This window comes from Ottowia sp. oral taxon 894 (genome assembly GCF_001262075.1).
Taxonomy (GTDB): domain Bacteria; phylum Pseudomonadota; class Gammaproteobacteria; order Burkholderiales; family Burkholderiaceae_C; genus Ottowia; species Ottowia massiliensis.
Map to the genome: position 1 here is coordinate 1,335,599 of NZ_CP012073.1, position 13,856 is coordinate 1,349,454.

The 13,856-nt window shown below is 64.4% G+C and carries 13 protein-coding genes and 2 riboswitches; of the genes, 10 read left to right on the forward strand and 3 right to left on the reverse strand.

The window, feature by feature from the left end:
* Nucleotides 1-119 precede the first annotated feature (119 nt).
* A riboswitch (S-adenosyl-L-homocysteine riboswitch) is annotated at nt 120-198 on the forward strand.
* Nucleotides 199-235: 37 nt separating this feature from the next.
* The 6 genes from metH (at nt 236) to mutY (ending at nt 8,071) form a co-directional block, all read left to right on the forward strand.
* The gene (gene metH, locus ADJ79_RS05660; RefSeq protein WP_050715148.1) at nt 236-3,037 is read left to right on the forward strand and encodes a methionine synthase; all 2,802 of its coding nucleotides are present in this window, start codon (nt 236-238) and stop codon (nt 3,035-3,037) included.
* Between the two features lie 300 nt (nt 3,038-3,337).
* Nucleotides 3,338-3,667, forward strand: a complete 330-nt coding sequence (locus ADJ79_RS05665; RefSeq protein WP_050715149.1) for a hypothetical protein — start codon at nt 3,338-3,340, stop codon at nt 3,665-3,667.
* A gap of 84 nt (nt 3,668-3,751) precedes the next feature.
* Nucleotides 3,752-4,243 carry a hypothetical protein gene (locus tag ADJ79_RS05670; RefSeq protein WP_172674034.1) on the forward strand — a complete coding sequence of 164 codons (492 nt, stop codon included), beginning with the start codon at nt 3,752-3,754 and terminating at the stop codon, nt 4,241-4,243.
* Nucleotides 4,244-4,309: 66 nt separating this feature from the next.
* Nucleotides 4,310-4,409: riboswitch (S-adenosyl-L-homocysteine riboswitch) on the forward strand.
* 28 nt (nt 4,410-4,437) lie between these two features.
* Nucleotides 4,438-4,659 carry a hypothetical protein gene (locus tag ADJ79_RS05675; RefSeq protein WP_050715151.1) on the forward strand — a complete coding sequence of 74 codons (222 nt, stop codon included), beginning with the start codon at nt 4,438-4,440 and terminating at the stop codon, nt 4,657-4,659.
* 377 nt (nt 4,660-5,036) lie between these two features.
* The gene (locus tag ADJ79_RS05680; RefSeq protein ID WP_050716446.1) at nt 5,037-7,025 is read left to right on the forward strand and encodes a dynamin family protein; all 1,989 of its coding nucleotides are present in this window, start codon (nt 5,037-5,039) and stop codon (nt 7,023-7,025) included.
* The gene (gene mutY, locus ADJ79_RS05685) at nt 7,022-8,071 is read left to right on the forward strand and encodes an A/G-specific adenine glycosylase (RefSeq protein WP_050715152.1); all 1,050 of its coding nucleotides are present in this window, start codon (nt 7,022-7,024) and stop codon (nt 8,069-8,071) included. Before ADJ79_RS05680 ends, mutY begins: the two co-directional genes overlap by 4 nt.
* A gap of 148 nt (nt 8,072-8,219) precedes the next feature.
* On the opposite strand, the gene ubiB is transcribed toward mutY, so the two are convergent.
* The 3 genes from ubiB to hisG form a co-directional block, all read right to left on the reverse strand.
* Nucleotides 8,220-9,794, reverse strand: a complete 1,575-nt coding sequence (gene ubiB / locus ADJ79_RS05690; RefSeq protein ID WP_050715153.1) for a ubiquinone biosynthesis regulatory protein kinase UbiB — start codon at nt 9,792-9,794, stop codon at nt 8,220-8,222.
* Complete coding sequence (locus ADJ79_RS05695; RefSeq protein ID WP_082203146.1) at nt 9,791-10,423, reverse strand: SCP2 domain-containing protein; 633 nt, start codon at nt 10,421-10,423, stop codon at nt 9,791-9,793. The genes ubiB and ADJ79_RS05695 overlap by 4 nt, the downstream gene beginning before the upstream one ends.
* A gap of 175 nt (nt 10,424-10,598) precedes the next feature.
* A complete protein-coding gene (gene hisG, locus ADJ79_RS05700) occupies nt 10,599-11,243 on the reverse strand; it encodes an ATP phosphoribosyltransferase (RefSeq protein ID WP_050715154.1) in 645 nt (214 codons plus the stop codon).
* Between the two features lie 375 nt (nt 11,244-11,618).
* Here hisG and hisI point away from each other — a divergent pair, with 375 nt between their 5' ends.
* The 4 genes from hisI to ADJ79_RS05720 are packed head-to-tail and all read left to right on the forward strand — an operon-like array spanning nt 11,619 to nt 13,821.
* Nucleotides 11,619-12,032 (forward strand): phosphoribosyl-AMP cyclohydrolase, encoded by a 414-nt coding sequence (hisI, locus tag ADJ79_RS05705; RefSeq protein WP_050715155.1) that lies wholly within the window; start codon nt 11,619-11,621, stop codon nt 12,030-12,032.
* Complete coding sequence (locus tag ADJ79_RS05710) at nt 12,025-12,366, forward strand: phosphoribosyl-ATP diphosphatase (RefSeq protein ID WP_050715156.1); 342 nt, start codon at nt 12,025-12,027, stop codon at nt 12,364-12,366. Before hisI ends, ADJ79_RS05710 begins: the two co-directional genes overlap by 8 nt.
* A 27-nt stretch (nt 12,367-12,393) precedes the next feature.
* Complete coding sequence (locus tag ADJ79_RS05715) at nt 12,394-12,810, forward strand: hypothetical protein (protein WP_050715157.1); 417 nt, start codon at nt 12,394-12,396, stop codon at nt 12,808-12,810.
* A gap of 12 nt (nt 12,811-12,822) precedes the next feature.
* Complete coding sequence (locus ADJ79_RS05720; protein WP_050715158.1) at nt 12,823-13,821, forward strand: patatin-like phospholipase family protein; 999 nt, start codon at nt 12,823-12,825, stop codon at nt 13,819-13,821.
* Nucleotides 13,822-13,856: the final 35 nt, after the last annotated feature.

The window sequence follows — 13,856 nt, forward strand, 5'->3', positions numbered from 1 at the left end:
CAAGCGCGGCCCAAGGCTTGCAGCGCTACGCTCGACGGTGGTGAAAGACCGCTTGTGCAAGCCTGTTTTGGGCGGCGTCGGCGGCATGGCGCGTAGCAGCTGCCTAGAATGCGCGCCCTTTTGCCAAGGGGCGTCGCAACGGAGCTTTTTTCCGCCAGGCTTGGCGGATATCCAGCGCGAAAACGAGGCTCGCGCCTGCCCTCCTGGCTGCGTTTTCCGGTTTTCAGTGAATCCCATGTCTGCTTCTGCCGCTTCCGCCGACGCCTCCCAACCGCCCATCTCGCCGCTGCGCCTGTCTGGCCTTGAACCGCTGGTGATTGATGAACACTCGCTGTTCGTGAACGTGGGCGAGCGCACCAACGTCAGCGGCTCCAAGGCGTTTGCGCGGCTTATCCTGGCCGAGCAGTACGAAGAGGCGCTGGCCGTGGCGCGCCAGCAGGTGGAAAACGGCGCGCAGATCATCGACGTGAACATGGACGAGCCGATGCTCGATGCCGAAGTGGCGATGGTGCGCTTTCTGAACCTGATGGCCAGCGAGCCGGATATCGCCCGCGTGCCAGTGATGCTGGACTCCAGCAAGTGGAGCGTGCTGGAAGCGGGCCTGCGCTGCCTGCAAGGCAAGGGCATCGTCAATTCCATTTCCCTGAAAGAAGGCGAAGAGGTGTTCAAGCATCACGCCACGCTCATCAAGCGCTACGGCGCGGCGGTGGTGGTGATGGCGTTTGACGAAAAAGGCCAGGCCGATTCACTGGAGCGGCGCATTGAAATTTGCTCGCGCGCTTACCGCGTGCTGGTCGATGAGGTGGGCTTTGCGCCTGAAGACATCATCTTTGACCCCAATGTGCTGACCATTGCCACGGGCATGCCCGAGCACGACAACTACGCGGTGGACTTCATCGAATCGGTGCGCTGGATCAAGCAGAATCTGCCGGGCGCAAAGGTTTCGGGCGGCATCAGCAACGTGAGCTTCAGCTTCCGGGGCAATGACCCGGTGCGCGAGGCCATTCACACCGTGTTTCTCTACCACGCCATACGCGCGGGGCTGGATATGGGCATCGTCAATGCCGGAATGATCGGCGTGTATGACGAGCTGGAACCCGTCTTGCGCGAGCGCGTGGAAGACGTGGTGCTCAACCGCCGCCCCGACGCCGCCGAGCGCCTGCTGGAAATTGCCGAAACCGCCAAAGGCGCAGCCCGCGACGACAGCCAGAAACTCGCCTGGCGCGGCACGCCCGAAAACCCCGCGCCCGTGGCCGAGCGCCTCTCGCACGCGCTGGTGCACGGCATCACCGACTTCATTACGCAAGACACCGAAGAGGCGTATCAGGAAACCATCGCCAAGGGCGGCCGCCCGCTGCATGTGATTGAAGGCCCGCTGATGGACGGCATGAACGTGGTGGGCGACTTGTTCGGGCAGGGCAAGATGTTTTTGCCGCAAGTGGTCAAAAGCGCGCGCGTGATGAAGCAGGCCGTGGCCCACCTGGTGCCCTACATCGAAGAAGAAAAGCGCCGCGACGAGGCCGCCGGCAAAGACGTGAAAAGCAAGGGAAAAATCATCGTCGCCACCGTCAAGGGCGACGTGCACGACATCGGCAAGAACATCGTCACCGTCGTTTTGCAATGCAACAACTTTGAAGTGGTGAACATGGGCGTGATGATTCCCTGCCACGAAATCCTGGCGCGCGCCAAGTGCGAAGGGGCCGACATCATCGGCCTGTCGGGCCTGATCACCCCCAGCCTGGAAGAAATGCAATACGTCGCCGGCGAAATGCAAAAGGACGACTATTTCCGCTTGCGCAAGATTCCGCTGCTCATCGGCGGCGCCACCACCAGCCGCGTGCACACCGCCGTGAAAATCGCCCCGCACTACGACGGCCCCGTGGTTTACGTGCCCGACGCCTCGCGCAGCGTGGGCGTGGCCCAGGGCCTGCTGGGCGAAGGCGCGGCGCAATACGTGGCCGAAGTGCAGGCCGACTATGAAAACGTGCGCCAGCTGCACGCGCGCAAAAAGCCCGCTGCGCTGTGGAGCCTGGCGCAGGCGCGCGCCAACAAAACGCCCATAGACTGGGGCCGCTACCAGCCGCCCGCGCCGCACTTTCTGGGCCGCCGCGTCATCCGCAACCTGCCGCTGGCCGAGCTGGCCGCCTTCATGGACTGGGGGCCGTTTTTCCAGACCTGGGACCTGGCGGGCAAATTCCCGGCCATCTTGCAAGACGAAATCGTGGGCGCGGAAGCCACGAAGGTGTATGAAGACGGCCAGAAAATGCTGCGCCACATCATCGAAGGCCGCTGGCTGACCGCCCACGCCGTGGTGGGCTTTTGGCCCGCCAACCGCGTGCACGACGACGACATCGCCCTCTACGCCGACGAAAACCGCGATCGCGTGCTGCTCACCTGGCACGGTCTGCGCCAGCAAACCGAGCGCCCCAAAGACGCGAAAACCGGCCTGCACCGCCCCAGCCGCTGCCTGGCCGACTTCATCGCCCCGCGCCACTGGCCCGAGGGCAGCCACGATGGCCCCGTGCTGAAGGACTACATCGGCGCATTCGCCGTCACCGCCGGCATCGGCGTGGAAGAAAAAGCCGCCCAATTCCTGGCCCGCCACGACGACTACAACGCCATCCTCTTCAAATCCCTGGCCGACCGCCTGGCCGAAGCCGGCGCCGAATGGCTGCACCGCCGCGTGCGCACCGACTGGTGGGGCTACGCCGCTGACGAGGCGCTGGACAACGCCGAACTGATTGCCGAAAAGTACCAGGGCATCCGCCCCGCGCCCGGCTACCCCGCCTGCCCCGACCACACCGTCAAGCAGCCCCTGTTCGAGCTGCTGGGCGCGGGCGAAATCGGCATGTGCGTGACCGACCAAATGGCCATGATGCCCGCCTCCAGCGTCAGCGGCTTTTACTTCAGCCACCCCGAATCCACCTACTTCAGCGTCGGCAAGATCAACGAAGAGCAGGCCGGCGACATGGCCCGCCGCCGGGGCATTGAGCCAGAGCAGATGCGCCGCATCCTCGCGCCCAATCTCAACCTGTAAGAGCCTGCTACGAAAAAGATGACTTAATCATGTCCCAGGCGTTGTGCCCCACTGTTCATCGCTCATGTCACTTGGATACATGACGATTGTTTGCTGCAAATTTCCTCTCTGGGGACAAGCGCTCAAAGCCCCATTGGGTGAAGCGTTGGGCATTCACGCAAAGTGCTTGAACGAACAAAGGCAGGTCTAGGGTCGCTTTGGAAGCGCTAATGCACCAGCATGGAATTGAGCGTGTGTCAGGAGCGGATTTGCCGCCGCCCTGCTCACTGAACAAGGCGCAAGCTCAATCAGGGCTTTAGCATGAAGAACGGCGCCTGTGAGCAGGTTTTAAAAGACGCTCAGCAGCTTGCAGACAACCGGGCCATCCTTTGTATCGGGCAGCGGCTAGGCAAAGCGGGGCGCATCGTGCGTCCTGTGGGCATCATGCTGGATTCCATCAATGTTACGCAGGCGTTCCGAGAAGGAGGAAACCGCATAGATGTCACCACCGGCCGTGCCACCAGCGGTTTAGCCGGTGGTGCGGCTGGCTCCTGGGGCGTCTGTGGGATGCATCATCAACGGCATCATGGGCGGCATTGCCGGAGCTTTGCAGGCAAGAAGTTGCTGGATGGCACCCGCAGTTTGTTCTGATACCGCGCATTGGAAACGCACAGAGAGACTGTCTGCGAGATCGTTCTAATGAGTGCCAGAAGTGGAAAACAAATCGCCGTGGCCATGACCGTGCGGGACGAGCGCAGGTTTCTGGCCTTTTTGCGCACGACGGCGGATGTGCAGATCCTGGCGCTCAACAGCCCCAGTGCTGATCACGTGTGGCTAAACGCCTTTCCGCCCCGGCGCAGCCAAGACAGGCTGAGCCGAGGTTTTGTACTCTGGAACCGTGCCTTCGACTGGGAGCCGGAAATCCAAACCTTCCAGCACGGCGCAGGCGTGATCAACGCGCACCGTGCGCCGGTCATCGAGTACTTGCGCCACCCCTTTTTTGTGCCTTCGCGCGAAGCCGGGCGGCTGTTCTGGTCGCGCGGCGTGACTATTGATGGGCCATATCTCGGCGAAGACAAGGTGAGCCGTTATGCCTACGACCCGGAAAGATTTGATGTCTGGTGGCGTCAAGTCATCCAGTGGATCAAAGCAAACTCATATCACCGCTCAGATCAACACGGCTTCATCCACTACCTGCCCTGGGTCTGGTGGATGTATGGCCGCTAGGGGTGGGGCTGAAGCCGTCCGGCAGCGGTTTTAAAAGCACGGGGCTGATCCCGAAATCACACCCGACTCGCCAAGGAGCGTTGCAGCAGAGCTGTGCATCGAATGGCCGTGTGCGCTGCCCTGTCTGGCTTGGCGGCTTGCCCTTTTGCAACGACGCTCGCCTGCTTCTGCGCCCTCGTAGGTGAGTGTTTTTCATGCACGCTTTTGCCCCTGCCGTTGCCTTGTCCGGCTTTGCCCCCTTGCGCTTGTCTGGCCTTGAGCCGCTGGTAATTGATGAACACTCGCTGTTCGTGAATGTGGGCGAGCGCACCAACGTCAGCGGCTCCAAGGCGTTTGATGTCCAATGGCTGATAGAGCTATTGCAAGCGCAAGGCGTGCCAATCGTGATCTCACAAAGACCAGCCTTTGTCCATTGACGAGCACATGTACCTCTGGCCTCACCTCATTGAAAACTTCTTTGGCAAGCTCAAGGAGTTCAAACGCTTTGTGCCATACACAGTGACAAGACCGACGCCAGCTTCAAGGCGGTGATCTATCTGGCTTCGGTTGTGATTCAATTTCAGCAATTCTCAACAGGCCTTAGCCAAACCTGGAGAGTCTTCTATGGATACAGAAGCAGAATAGCTCCCGTTCTTGCGGTCTGATGCGCCGGGTGCGGCTCGGGCGGCTGACCGGGGGCAGGAAAGGCGTCTGGCGTCCGCCAAACGGAAGAGCGCGGCGGCAGGCAGCAGGTAATATCCCTGAGCTTACGTTTGGCAAACAACTGCCCAGGGGCAAGGCCGCAGCGATGACGATGACCGCTTTCAACCAACAATTTGACCAACACCATGTCTGGCGCGACGCCATGTCCCGCCGCCTGCGCACGCTCACCGAATGGCTGGGCGCGCGCGACTTGCTGGACGATGCCGCCGTCGAGCGCCTTCAGCAGGTGCAGGACCAGCTGCGCTCCGAAAAAGTCACCGTCGCTTTCGTGGCCGAGTTCTCGCGCGGCAAGTCGGAGCTGATCAACGCCGTGTTTTTCGCCGGATATGGCCGCCGCATCATGCCCGCCAGCGCCGGGCGCACCACCATGTGCCCCACCGAGCTGGGCTGGGACGCCAGCGTGCCCCCTTGCCTGCGCCTGCTGCCCATTGAAACGCGCTTGCAGCCGCAGTCGCTCACCGACTGGCGCATGGCGCCCGAAAAATGGACGCGCTTTGATCTGGACGTGAACGACGCCGAGCAGCTGGCCAGCGTGATGGAAAAAGTCTCCGAAACCCTGCACGTGCCCGTGGAGCAGGCGCGCGCGCTGGGCTTCTGGCACGACGAGCAGCCCGACGACAACCCGCCCACCAACGCCCAGGGCCTGGTGGAAGTGCCGCGCTGGCGGCACGCGCTCATCAACATGGCGCATCCGCTGCTCAAGCAGGGCCTGGTGGTGCTGGACACGCCCGGCCTGAACGCGATTGGCGCGGAGCCTGAGCTGACGGTGAACCTGATTCCGCAGGCGCAGGCCGTGGTGTTCATCCTGGCCGCCGACACGGGCGTGACCAAGTCCGACCAGACCATCTGGCGCGAGCACCTCTCGCCCATGACGGCGGGCGCCAGCTCGCACTTTGTGGTGCTCAACAAGATCGATACGCTGTGGGACGCCCTGAGCAGCCCCGCGCGCATCGAGCAGCAAATCACCAGCCAATGCGAGCAGACGGCCGAAATCCTCTCGCTGGACAAAGACCAGGTGATCGCCCTGTCCGCCCAGAAAGGCCTGCTGGCCAAGGTGCGCGGCGACGAGCAGCTGCTTCAGGAAAGCCGCCTGCCCCGCTTTGAAGACCTGCTGGGCCGCCGCATGCTGGGCGAGCGCGAGGCCGTGCTCGAATCCGCCCTGCGCGCGGCGCTGGGCAACGTGGAAGCCGCCTGCCACCGCGTGCTGGCCGTGCGCAAGCGCGAGCTGGCCGAGCAAAAGCAGGAATTGCAGGGCCTGCGCGGCAAGAACCAGACCGTCATCCGCCAGATGCGCATGCGCGTGGACATGGACAAAGGCGAATTCGACCGCAGCGGCGCCAACGTGCAGGCCGTGCGCGCCGTGCACATGAAGCTGCTGCGCGAAATCATCAAGCTGCTGGGCGCCTCCAGCATCAAGCGCGAGCTGCTGGAGCTGAGCACCTCGCTGCGCGAGCCGGGCATCAAGTTCGGCCTGAAAAAAGCCTACGGCAAGGCGTTTGACAACCTGCGCGACATCGTCAGGCAAGTGCAGACGATGGAGATGGAAATCGAGACCATGCTCAACGCCACCTTCCGCCAGCTCAACGCCGAATACGGCTTCACGCTCCAGCCGCCGCCCGCGCCCGACATGTCGCGCTTCATCGACGACCTGGGCGCCGTCGAGCGCAGCCATTTGCAGTACCTGGGCATGGGCAACATCTTCCAGCTCGCCCGCCCCGAATTCACCGAAAAGCTCGTGCGCGCGCTGGCCTCGCGCATCCGCTCCATCTTTGAAACCGCGCTGGGCGATATCGAGCTGTGGAACAAAACCTCCTCCTCGCAGGTGGACACGCAGCTTCGCGAGCGCCGCCGCGCCTTCAACCGCCGCATGGAAGCCATCATCCGCATTGAAGAAGCCGCTGGCAACCTGGAGCAGCGCCTGAGCGAAATCGACGAGCAGATGGCCCTGCTGGACGAAACCGAAAAAGGGCTGGCCGCGCACATGCACGACATCCGCGCGCAAAGCCCGGCCTCCGTGTCGCCCCGGCCTTCCGCCGCCTACCAGACCACGGTGGCCGACATGCTGCCCGCCCTTTCGTGAGCGGCGCGAGCGGGCCGCCCGCCAGCTTCGCCGCCCGCCTCGTTCGCTGGCAGCGCCAGCATGGCCGCCACGGCCTGCCCTGGCAGGGCGCGCGCGATCCTTACCGCGTCTGGCTGTCGGAAATCATGCTCCAGCAAACGCAAGTGGCCACCGTGCTGGGCTACTTCGCGCGCTTCATTCAGCGCTTTCCTGATGTAGCCGCGCTGGCTGCCGCCTCGTCTGACGAAGTCATGGCCCTCTGGAGCGGCCTGGGCTACTACAGCCGCGCCCGCAACCTGCACCAGTGCGCGCAGCAGGTGATGGAGCGCTTCGGCGGCCAATTTCCCCGCAGCGCCGCCCTGCTGCAAACCCTGCCAGGCATCGGCCCCTCGACAGCTGCCGCCATCGCCGCCTTCTGCTTTGACGAACGCGCAGCCATACTGGACGGCAACGTCAAGCGCGTGCTCACCCGCCACCTGGGAGACGCCAGCGACCTGGCCGTGGCCGCCAACGTCCGCGCCCTGCACGCCCGCGCCCTGGCCCTGCTGCCCGCCAACAGCGCCGACATGCCCGCCTACACACAAGGCCTGATGGACCTGGGCGCCACCGTCTGCACGCCGCGCCAGCCCCAGTGCGGCCGCTGCCCCGTTGCCGCCGACTGCATCGCCCGCCAGCAAGGCCGCCCGGAAAGCTACCCCGTCAAAACCCGCAAGCTGCGCCGCAGCGCCCAAACCTTGTGGCTGCTGCTGGCGCAAACGCTGCCCGAAGCGCAAAGCGCGTGCTGGCTGGAAAAGCGCCCCGCCAAAGGCATCTGGGCGGGCCTGCACGCCTTGCCCGTGTTCGACAGCCGCGAGGCCCTGCTCGACGCGCTGCCCGCCAGCGCCAGCGTGGCGTGGCTGCCGCCGCTGGCGCACGCGCTCACGCACAGAGACCTCACCTTGCACACCGCCCGCGTTCACCTGCCCGCCACGGCCCGCCTGCCCATTGCCGGCCAATGGCGGCGCGATTGGCCTGACCTGGGCCTGCCCGCGCCCATGCGCCGCCTGCTGCAACAGGAGCAAACCTAAGCAGACGGCGAAAGGCGCAATTTCGCTCCTTTATTCAGAGCATGATGTCCTAGTGGAACGGGCGCAAGAGCACTTTTTCAAGCTCTGAATTTGCTTCTCTTTTCAAAGCATTCTGGGCCGCTTCAGGCAAGCTGCGCGGAAAGCCTGATCAAGCGTGCCACCACCCAGCGCGCTGCGCCGCCAGCATGGCCAGCAGGCCCAGGGCAAAGCCTGCGGCGCACCAGGCCAGCGCGGCCAGGCGGCGGCCTTTGCGCTGCGCCTGGGCCAGATCGCGCACCTGCTGTTGCAGCTGCGGCAGGCCGGCCGAATGTTGCAGGTGGGCGTGCAGCAGGCGCGGCAGCTCGGGCAGCAGCTTGGCGTAGTAGGGCGCTTGCGCCTTGAGTTCGCGCAGCAGGCGGCGCGGGCCGATTTGCTCGTTCATCCAGCGCTCCAGAAACGGCTTGGCCGTGCTCCACAAATCCAGGTCCGGGTCGAGCTGGCGGCCCAGGCCCTCGATGTTGAGCAGGGTTTTTTGCAGCAGCACCAGCTGCGGCTGGATGACAACGTTGAAGCGCCGCGAGGTCTGAAACAGCCGCATCAGCACCATGCCCAGCGAAATTTCCTTGAGCGGGCGGTCAAAGTAAGGCTCGCACACGCTGCGGATGGCCGCTTCCAGCTCGTCGATGCGGGTGTCGGCGGGCACCCAGCCGCTTTCCACGTGCAGCTCGGCCACGCGCTTGTAGTCGCGCCGGAAAAAGGCGGTGAAGTTCTGCGCCAGGTATTCCTTGTCGTACTCGGTGAGGGTGCCGACGATGCCGAAGTCCAGCGAGATGTAGCGGCCAAAGGTTCCGGGCGCGACGCTGACCATGATGTTGCCCGGGTGCATGTCGGCGTGAAAGAAGCCGTCGCGAAACACCTGCGTGAAAAAGATGGTGACGCCGTCGCGCGCGAGCTGGTGGATGTCCACCCCCGCCTCGCGCAAGCGCTGCGTCTGGCTGATGGGGATGCCGCTCATGCGCTCCATCACCAGCACGTTGTCGCGGATGTAGTCCCAGAACATTTCGGGCACCAGCACCAGGTTCAGCCCGGCCATGTTGCGGCGCAGCTGGGCGGCGCTGGCGGCTTCGCGCGTCAAATCCAGCTCGTCGTGCAGGTATTTGTCGAATTCTTCGGCCACTTCGCGCGGGCGCAGGCGCTTGCCGTCGGCAAACAGGCGCTCCACCCAGCCAGCCAGCATGTGGATGAGCGCCAGGTCCTGGTCAATCACCTTGAGCATGCCGGGCCGCAGCACCTTCACGGCCACATCGCGCGCCTTGCCCTCGCGGTCTGTCAGCGTGGCGAAGTGCACTTGCGCGATGGAGGCGCTGGCCACCGGCTCGCGCTCGAAGCTGGTGAAGATGTCCCCCAGCGGGCGGCCAAAGGCTTTTTCGATGATGGCAATGGCCTCACTCGTCGCAAAAGGCGGCACGCGGTCTTGCAGCAAGGCGAGTTCATCGGCCACGTCAGGCGGCAGCAAATCGCGCCGGGTGGAGAGCACCTGGCCGAATTTCACGAAGATCGGCCCCAGCCGCTCCAGCGCCATGCGCAGGCGCTGGCCGCGCGGCGCCGTCAGCCGCCGGCCGCGCCGCGTCAGCCGCCCCAGCGCGCGCAGCCACGGGCGCGGCAGGCAGGAAAGAGCCATTTCGTCCAGCCCGTAGCGCAGCGCCGTCCAGGCGATGAAGCAGGCGCGAAAGAGTTTTTTCATGGCCGTGGCGCGCCTGCGTTCATGGAAACATCAGCTGCGCCGCCTGAACAACCCGCACGGCCCGCGCCGCCCGGCAGCCCGGCGGCAATCTGGCGCAACCCCTGCGCCAGCGCGCGGCCCGCCTGGGCCAGCGCGTGCGCGGGCGCGTCGCCCAGCAGGCGCGCCAGGTCTTCCTCCACATCCCAGCGTACGTGGTCGGCCAGCCAGTTCACCTCGGCAGCCAATTGCACGTCGCCTTCAATGCGCACCGCCGGCTTTTCGCCGTGCAAAGCCCCTTTCAGGGCCGCTTGCGCCAGCGCCAGGGGCGACTCATCGGCCAGCGTCAGCACCAGATCAGGCGGCCCGTCCGCAGCGGCCAGCTCGCACAAGCCCGCTGGCGTGGCCGCCAGCTGCGCACCCCAGCCGCGCCACTGCACGCGCACCACGCGGCCCTTTTGCCGCGCCAGCCGCGCACGCGCCTCAGGCTCTTGCATCAGCACGTGATTGAGCAGCAGCACCACGCGGCGCGCTGCCTCATCCGTCAGCCAGGCCGGCGGCGCGGGAGGGCGGGGCAAGCCCGAGGCCAGCGATGAGAGCTTTTCAAGCGCCTGCGAAGCCAGCGCGAAAGGAGGGGGCGGGGTGGTCGTCATGGCGGTGTCTGGTCAGGAAAACCGCCCTGGCACGCGTGGCGCAAGCAGCCCGGGCGGAAAGACAAAAGGACAAAGCCCGCGCCGCGCGCAGGCCCAGATCGAGCGGAGATTATTCAACGCCACAGACCGCCCAAAGCCGGCTTTTTGCCCCTGCGGCCAGATTGCAAACAAGCTCTCAGGCCTGCTCGTGTACGGCTTGTGCGAAGGCGTCGATGATGCGGCGCAGCGGCGCGGTGTGCAGCTTGAGCGCGGCCTGATTGACGACGAGGCGGGAGCTGACGTCCATGACGCGCTCGACTTCCACCAGCCGGTTGGCCTTGAGCGTCTGGCCGCTGCTGACCAGATCGACGATGGCTTGCGCCAGGCCCGTCAGAGGCGCCAGCTCCATGCTGCCGTAGAGCTTGATGAGGTCCACGTGCACACCCTTGCGGGCAAAAAACTCGCGCGCAATGGCCGGATATTTGGTGGCCACGGTGATACGCCCGCCCGCGCGGGTGGCGCTGGCGTAGTCAAAGCCCGCAGGCACGGCCACGGCCATGTGGCAGCGGGCGATGCCCAAGTCCAGCGGCTGGTACAGGCCCGGCGCGCCTTGCTCGGCCAGCACATCCAGCCCGGCCACGCCCAAGTCGGCGCCGCCGTAGGTCACGTAAGTGGGCACGTCGCTGGCGCGCACGAGGATGACGCGCACGTCATCACGGCTGGTTGGCAGGATGAGCTTGCGTGAAGTCTCTGGGTCTTCCAGCACTTCAATGCCCGCAGCAGCCAGCAGCGGCAGGGTTTCGTCGAAGATGCGGCCTTTGGACAGCGCCAGGGTGATCACGGGTGTTTTCCTTCCAAGCAGGGCGAAAGCGCGAATTGTGAAGCCTTGCCAGGCGGTCAGGCCTCAAATCCAAACTCAAACTTGATCCGCTGGCGGCCTTCAAACGCAGGCGGAACGGGTTCCCCGGGGGCCGCCTGACAGGCAGAAAGACCGGACCGAAATAGCCAAGGTGAAGATAGCGGGCAAGCAGGTTAATTTTGCTCTTTTATTGATAGCTATATGTCCTAGTGAAAACTGCGCGAAGCGGCATTTCAGGCTTCTGTATTTGCTCCTGTTTCTGATGCTGTAGAGCAGGAAAATCAGCCGCAGGCCCGTCAGCCAGGCTCGAACCGGCTGCTGGAGCGGCAAAAGCGGCGCTTATCCATAATCAAGCTCATGATTGATGATGACTGGCTCAACGAATTGACATGGGACGCGCAGGGCCTGATTCCTGCGATTGCGCAGGAAGCGGCCACGGGCGACGTGCTGATGCTGGCGTGGATGAACCGCGAGGCGCTGCAAAAAACCGCCGAACTGGGCCGCGCCGTGTACTTCAGCCGCTCGCGCGGCAGGCTCTGGTTCAAGGGCGAGGAGTCGGGCCACGTGCAGCAGGTGCATGAAATCCGCGCCGATTGCGACCGCGACGTCATCTTGCTCAAAGTCACCCAGCTTGGGCATGAGCCAGGCATTGCCTGCCACACGGGGCGCCACAGCTGCTTTTTCAACGTGCTGCAAGACGGCCGCTGGAAGGCGGCCGAGCCGGTGCTCAAAGCGCCGGGCAGCATCTACAAGGGCAAAGGCCATGACTGATTCAAGCGATGTACTCGCACGCCTGGCGCAGGTGGTGGAAAGCCGCAAGGGCGCCAACCCCGAAACGAGCTATGTGGCCCGCCTGCTGGCCAAGGGGCCGGATGCGTTTTTGAAAAAAGTGGGCGAAGAAGCCGCCGAGGTCGTGATGGCCGCCAAGGACGCCGAGTACGGCGGCCCGCGCGAAAAGATCGTGGCCGAGATGGCCGATTTGTGGTTTCACGGTCTGGTGGCGCTGGCGTATTTCGGCCTGACGCCCGCCGACGTGCTGGCCGAGCTGGAGCGGCGCGAAGGGCTGGGCGGGCTGGCGGAAAAGGCCGCGCGGCAAGATCATTGAAGGCAAGGAGCTGATGCCATGAGAGTGATGGACGACAACGTGATCGACGTGACGCCGGAAAACGCCCGGCCAGGCGGCGAGGCCGCCCGCGAGCGCGACGACTCGCTCAAAAGCTGGAGCTGGGTGAGTTACGCGCTGCACCTGATCGTGGCGCTGAGCGCAGTGGTGCCGGGCGCGCAAGGCGGCGTGACGCTGCTGTTGATCGCGCTGGTGATGGACCTGGCGAAAAAGGAAGACGCGCAGGGCAGCTGGCAGGAAAGCCACTTCGTCTGGCGCATCCGCTCGGTGATCTGGGCGGGGGTTTTGTATGTGCTCACGGCGCCGCTGTTTTTTCTGCTTTTTGTGCCGGGCTACCTGGCCTGGGCGGTGATTTCGGTGTGGTTTCTCTACCGCATCGTCAAAGGCATGGTCCGCATGAGCGCGGGCCGCGCCATGAACTTGTGAGGCAGCAAAAAAATGGGAAAACGAAGCAAAACAATCAATTTGGCGCTGCAAGGCGGCGGCTCGCACGGGGCCTTTACCTGGGGCGTGCTGGACGCACTGCTGGAAGATGGCCGCCTGACGTTTGAAGGCATCAGCGGCACAAGCGCGGGCGCCATGAATGCCGTGGCGCTGGCGCATGGCCTGGCCAAGGCGCAAGCCGATGGCCTGGAAGGCGTGGCCGCGCGCGAGGCCGCGCGCGCGGCGCTGGCGCGCTTTTGGGACGGCGTGGGGCTGCTGGGCAATTTCGTCTCGGGCATTCCCGTGCCGGGCGTGCAGACGATGATGACCATGGTGACGCAGTGGCTTGCGCCCTCGCAGATGAACCCGATGGGGCTGAACCCGCTGCGCCGCCTGCTGGAGCGCGAGGTGAACTTCGAGCTGCTTTCAAGCCAGTCGCTCATCAAGGTGTTCGTGAACGCGACCAACGTGCGCACGGGGCGCGGCGAGATTTTTTCCGGCGAGCGTCTCACGGCGAACGCGGTGATGGCTTCGGCCTGCCTGCCCACGCTGTATCAAACGGTGGAAATTGACGGCGAGCATTACTGGGACGGCGGTTTTTCGGGCAACCCGGCCATTTATCCGCTGATCTACAACACCCGCAGCGTGGATGTGCTGCTGGTGCAAATCAACCCGATTGAAGCGCCCTACGACCGCAGCGCAGGAGCGCAGGACATCATGGAGCGCATCAACGAAATCACCTTCAATGCGCCGCTGCTGGCCGAATTCCGCGCCATTGACTTCGTGACGCGCCTGCTGGACGAAGGCCGCCTGGACAAGAACCGCTACAAGCGCATGCTGATGCACCGCGTGGACGGCGGCTCGGCGCTGACGGTGCTGAACGCCAGCAAGCTGCGGGCCGATTCGGCCTTTGTGCGCCGCCTCTTTGCGCGCGGGCGCGAAGCGGGGCGCGCCTGGCTGAAGGAGCATTTTGACGATTTGGGCGAGCGCTCCAGCATCGATTTTCTGCGCTAGGCTTTGCTTGCGAATCAGGAGCGAATTAAGGCCGC

Bases quoted from the DNA above. Each gene is read 5' to 3' on its own strand.
- metH (WP_050715148.1), top strand. From the start codon at position 236: ATGTCTGCTTCTGCCGCTTCCGCCGACGCCTCCCAACCGCCCATCTCG.
- ADJ79_RS05665 (WP_050715149.1), top strand. From the start codon at position 3,338: ATGAAGAACGGCGCCTGTGAGCAGGTTTTAAAAGACGCTCAGCAGCTT.
- ADJ79_RS05670 (WP_172674034.1), top strand. From the start codon at position 3,752: ATGACCGTGCGGGACGAGCGCAGGTTTCTGGCCTTTTTGCGCACGACG.
- ADJ79_RS05675 (WP_050715151.1), top strand. From the start codon at position 4,438: ATGCACGCTTTTGCCCCTGCCGTTGCCTTGTCCGGCTTTGCCCCCTTG.
- ADJ79_RS05680 (WP_050716446.1), top strand. From the start codon at position 5,037: ATGACCGCTTTCAACCAACAATTTGACCAACACCATGTCTGGCGCGAC.
- ubiB (WP_050715153.1), bottom strand. From the start codon at position 9,794: ATGAAAAAACTCTTTCGCGCCTGCTTCATCGCCTGGACGGCGCTGCGC.
- ADJ79_RS05695 (WP_082203146.1), bottom strand. From the start codon at position 10,423: ATGACGACCACCCCGCCCCCTCCTTTCGCGCTGGCTTCGCAGGCGCTT.
- hisI (WP_050715155.1), top strand. From the start codon at position 11,619: ATGATTGATGATGACTGGCTCAACGAATTGACATGGGACGCGCAGGGC.
- ADJ79_RS05710 (WP_050715156.1), top strand. From the start codon at position 12,025: ATGACTGATTCAAGCGATGTACTCGCACGCCTGGCGCAGGTGGTGGAA.
- ADJ79_RS05715 (WP_050715157.1), top strand. From the start codon at position 12,394: ATGGACGACAACGTGATCGACGTGACGCCGGAAAACGCCCGGCCAGGC.
- ADJ79_RS05720 (WP_050715158.1), top strand. From the start codon at position 12,823: ATGGGAAAACGAAGCAAAACAATCAATTTGGCGCTGCAAGGCGGCGGC.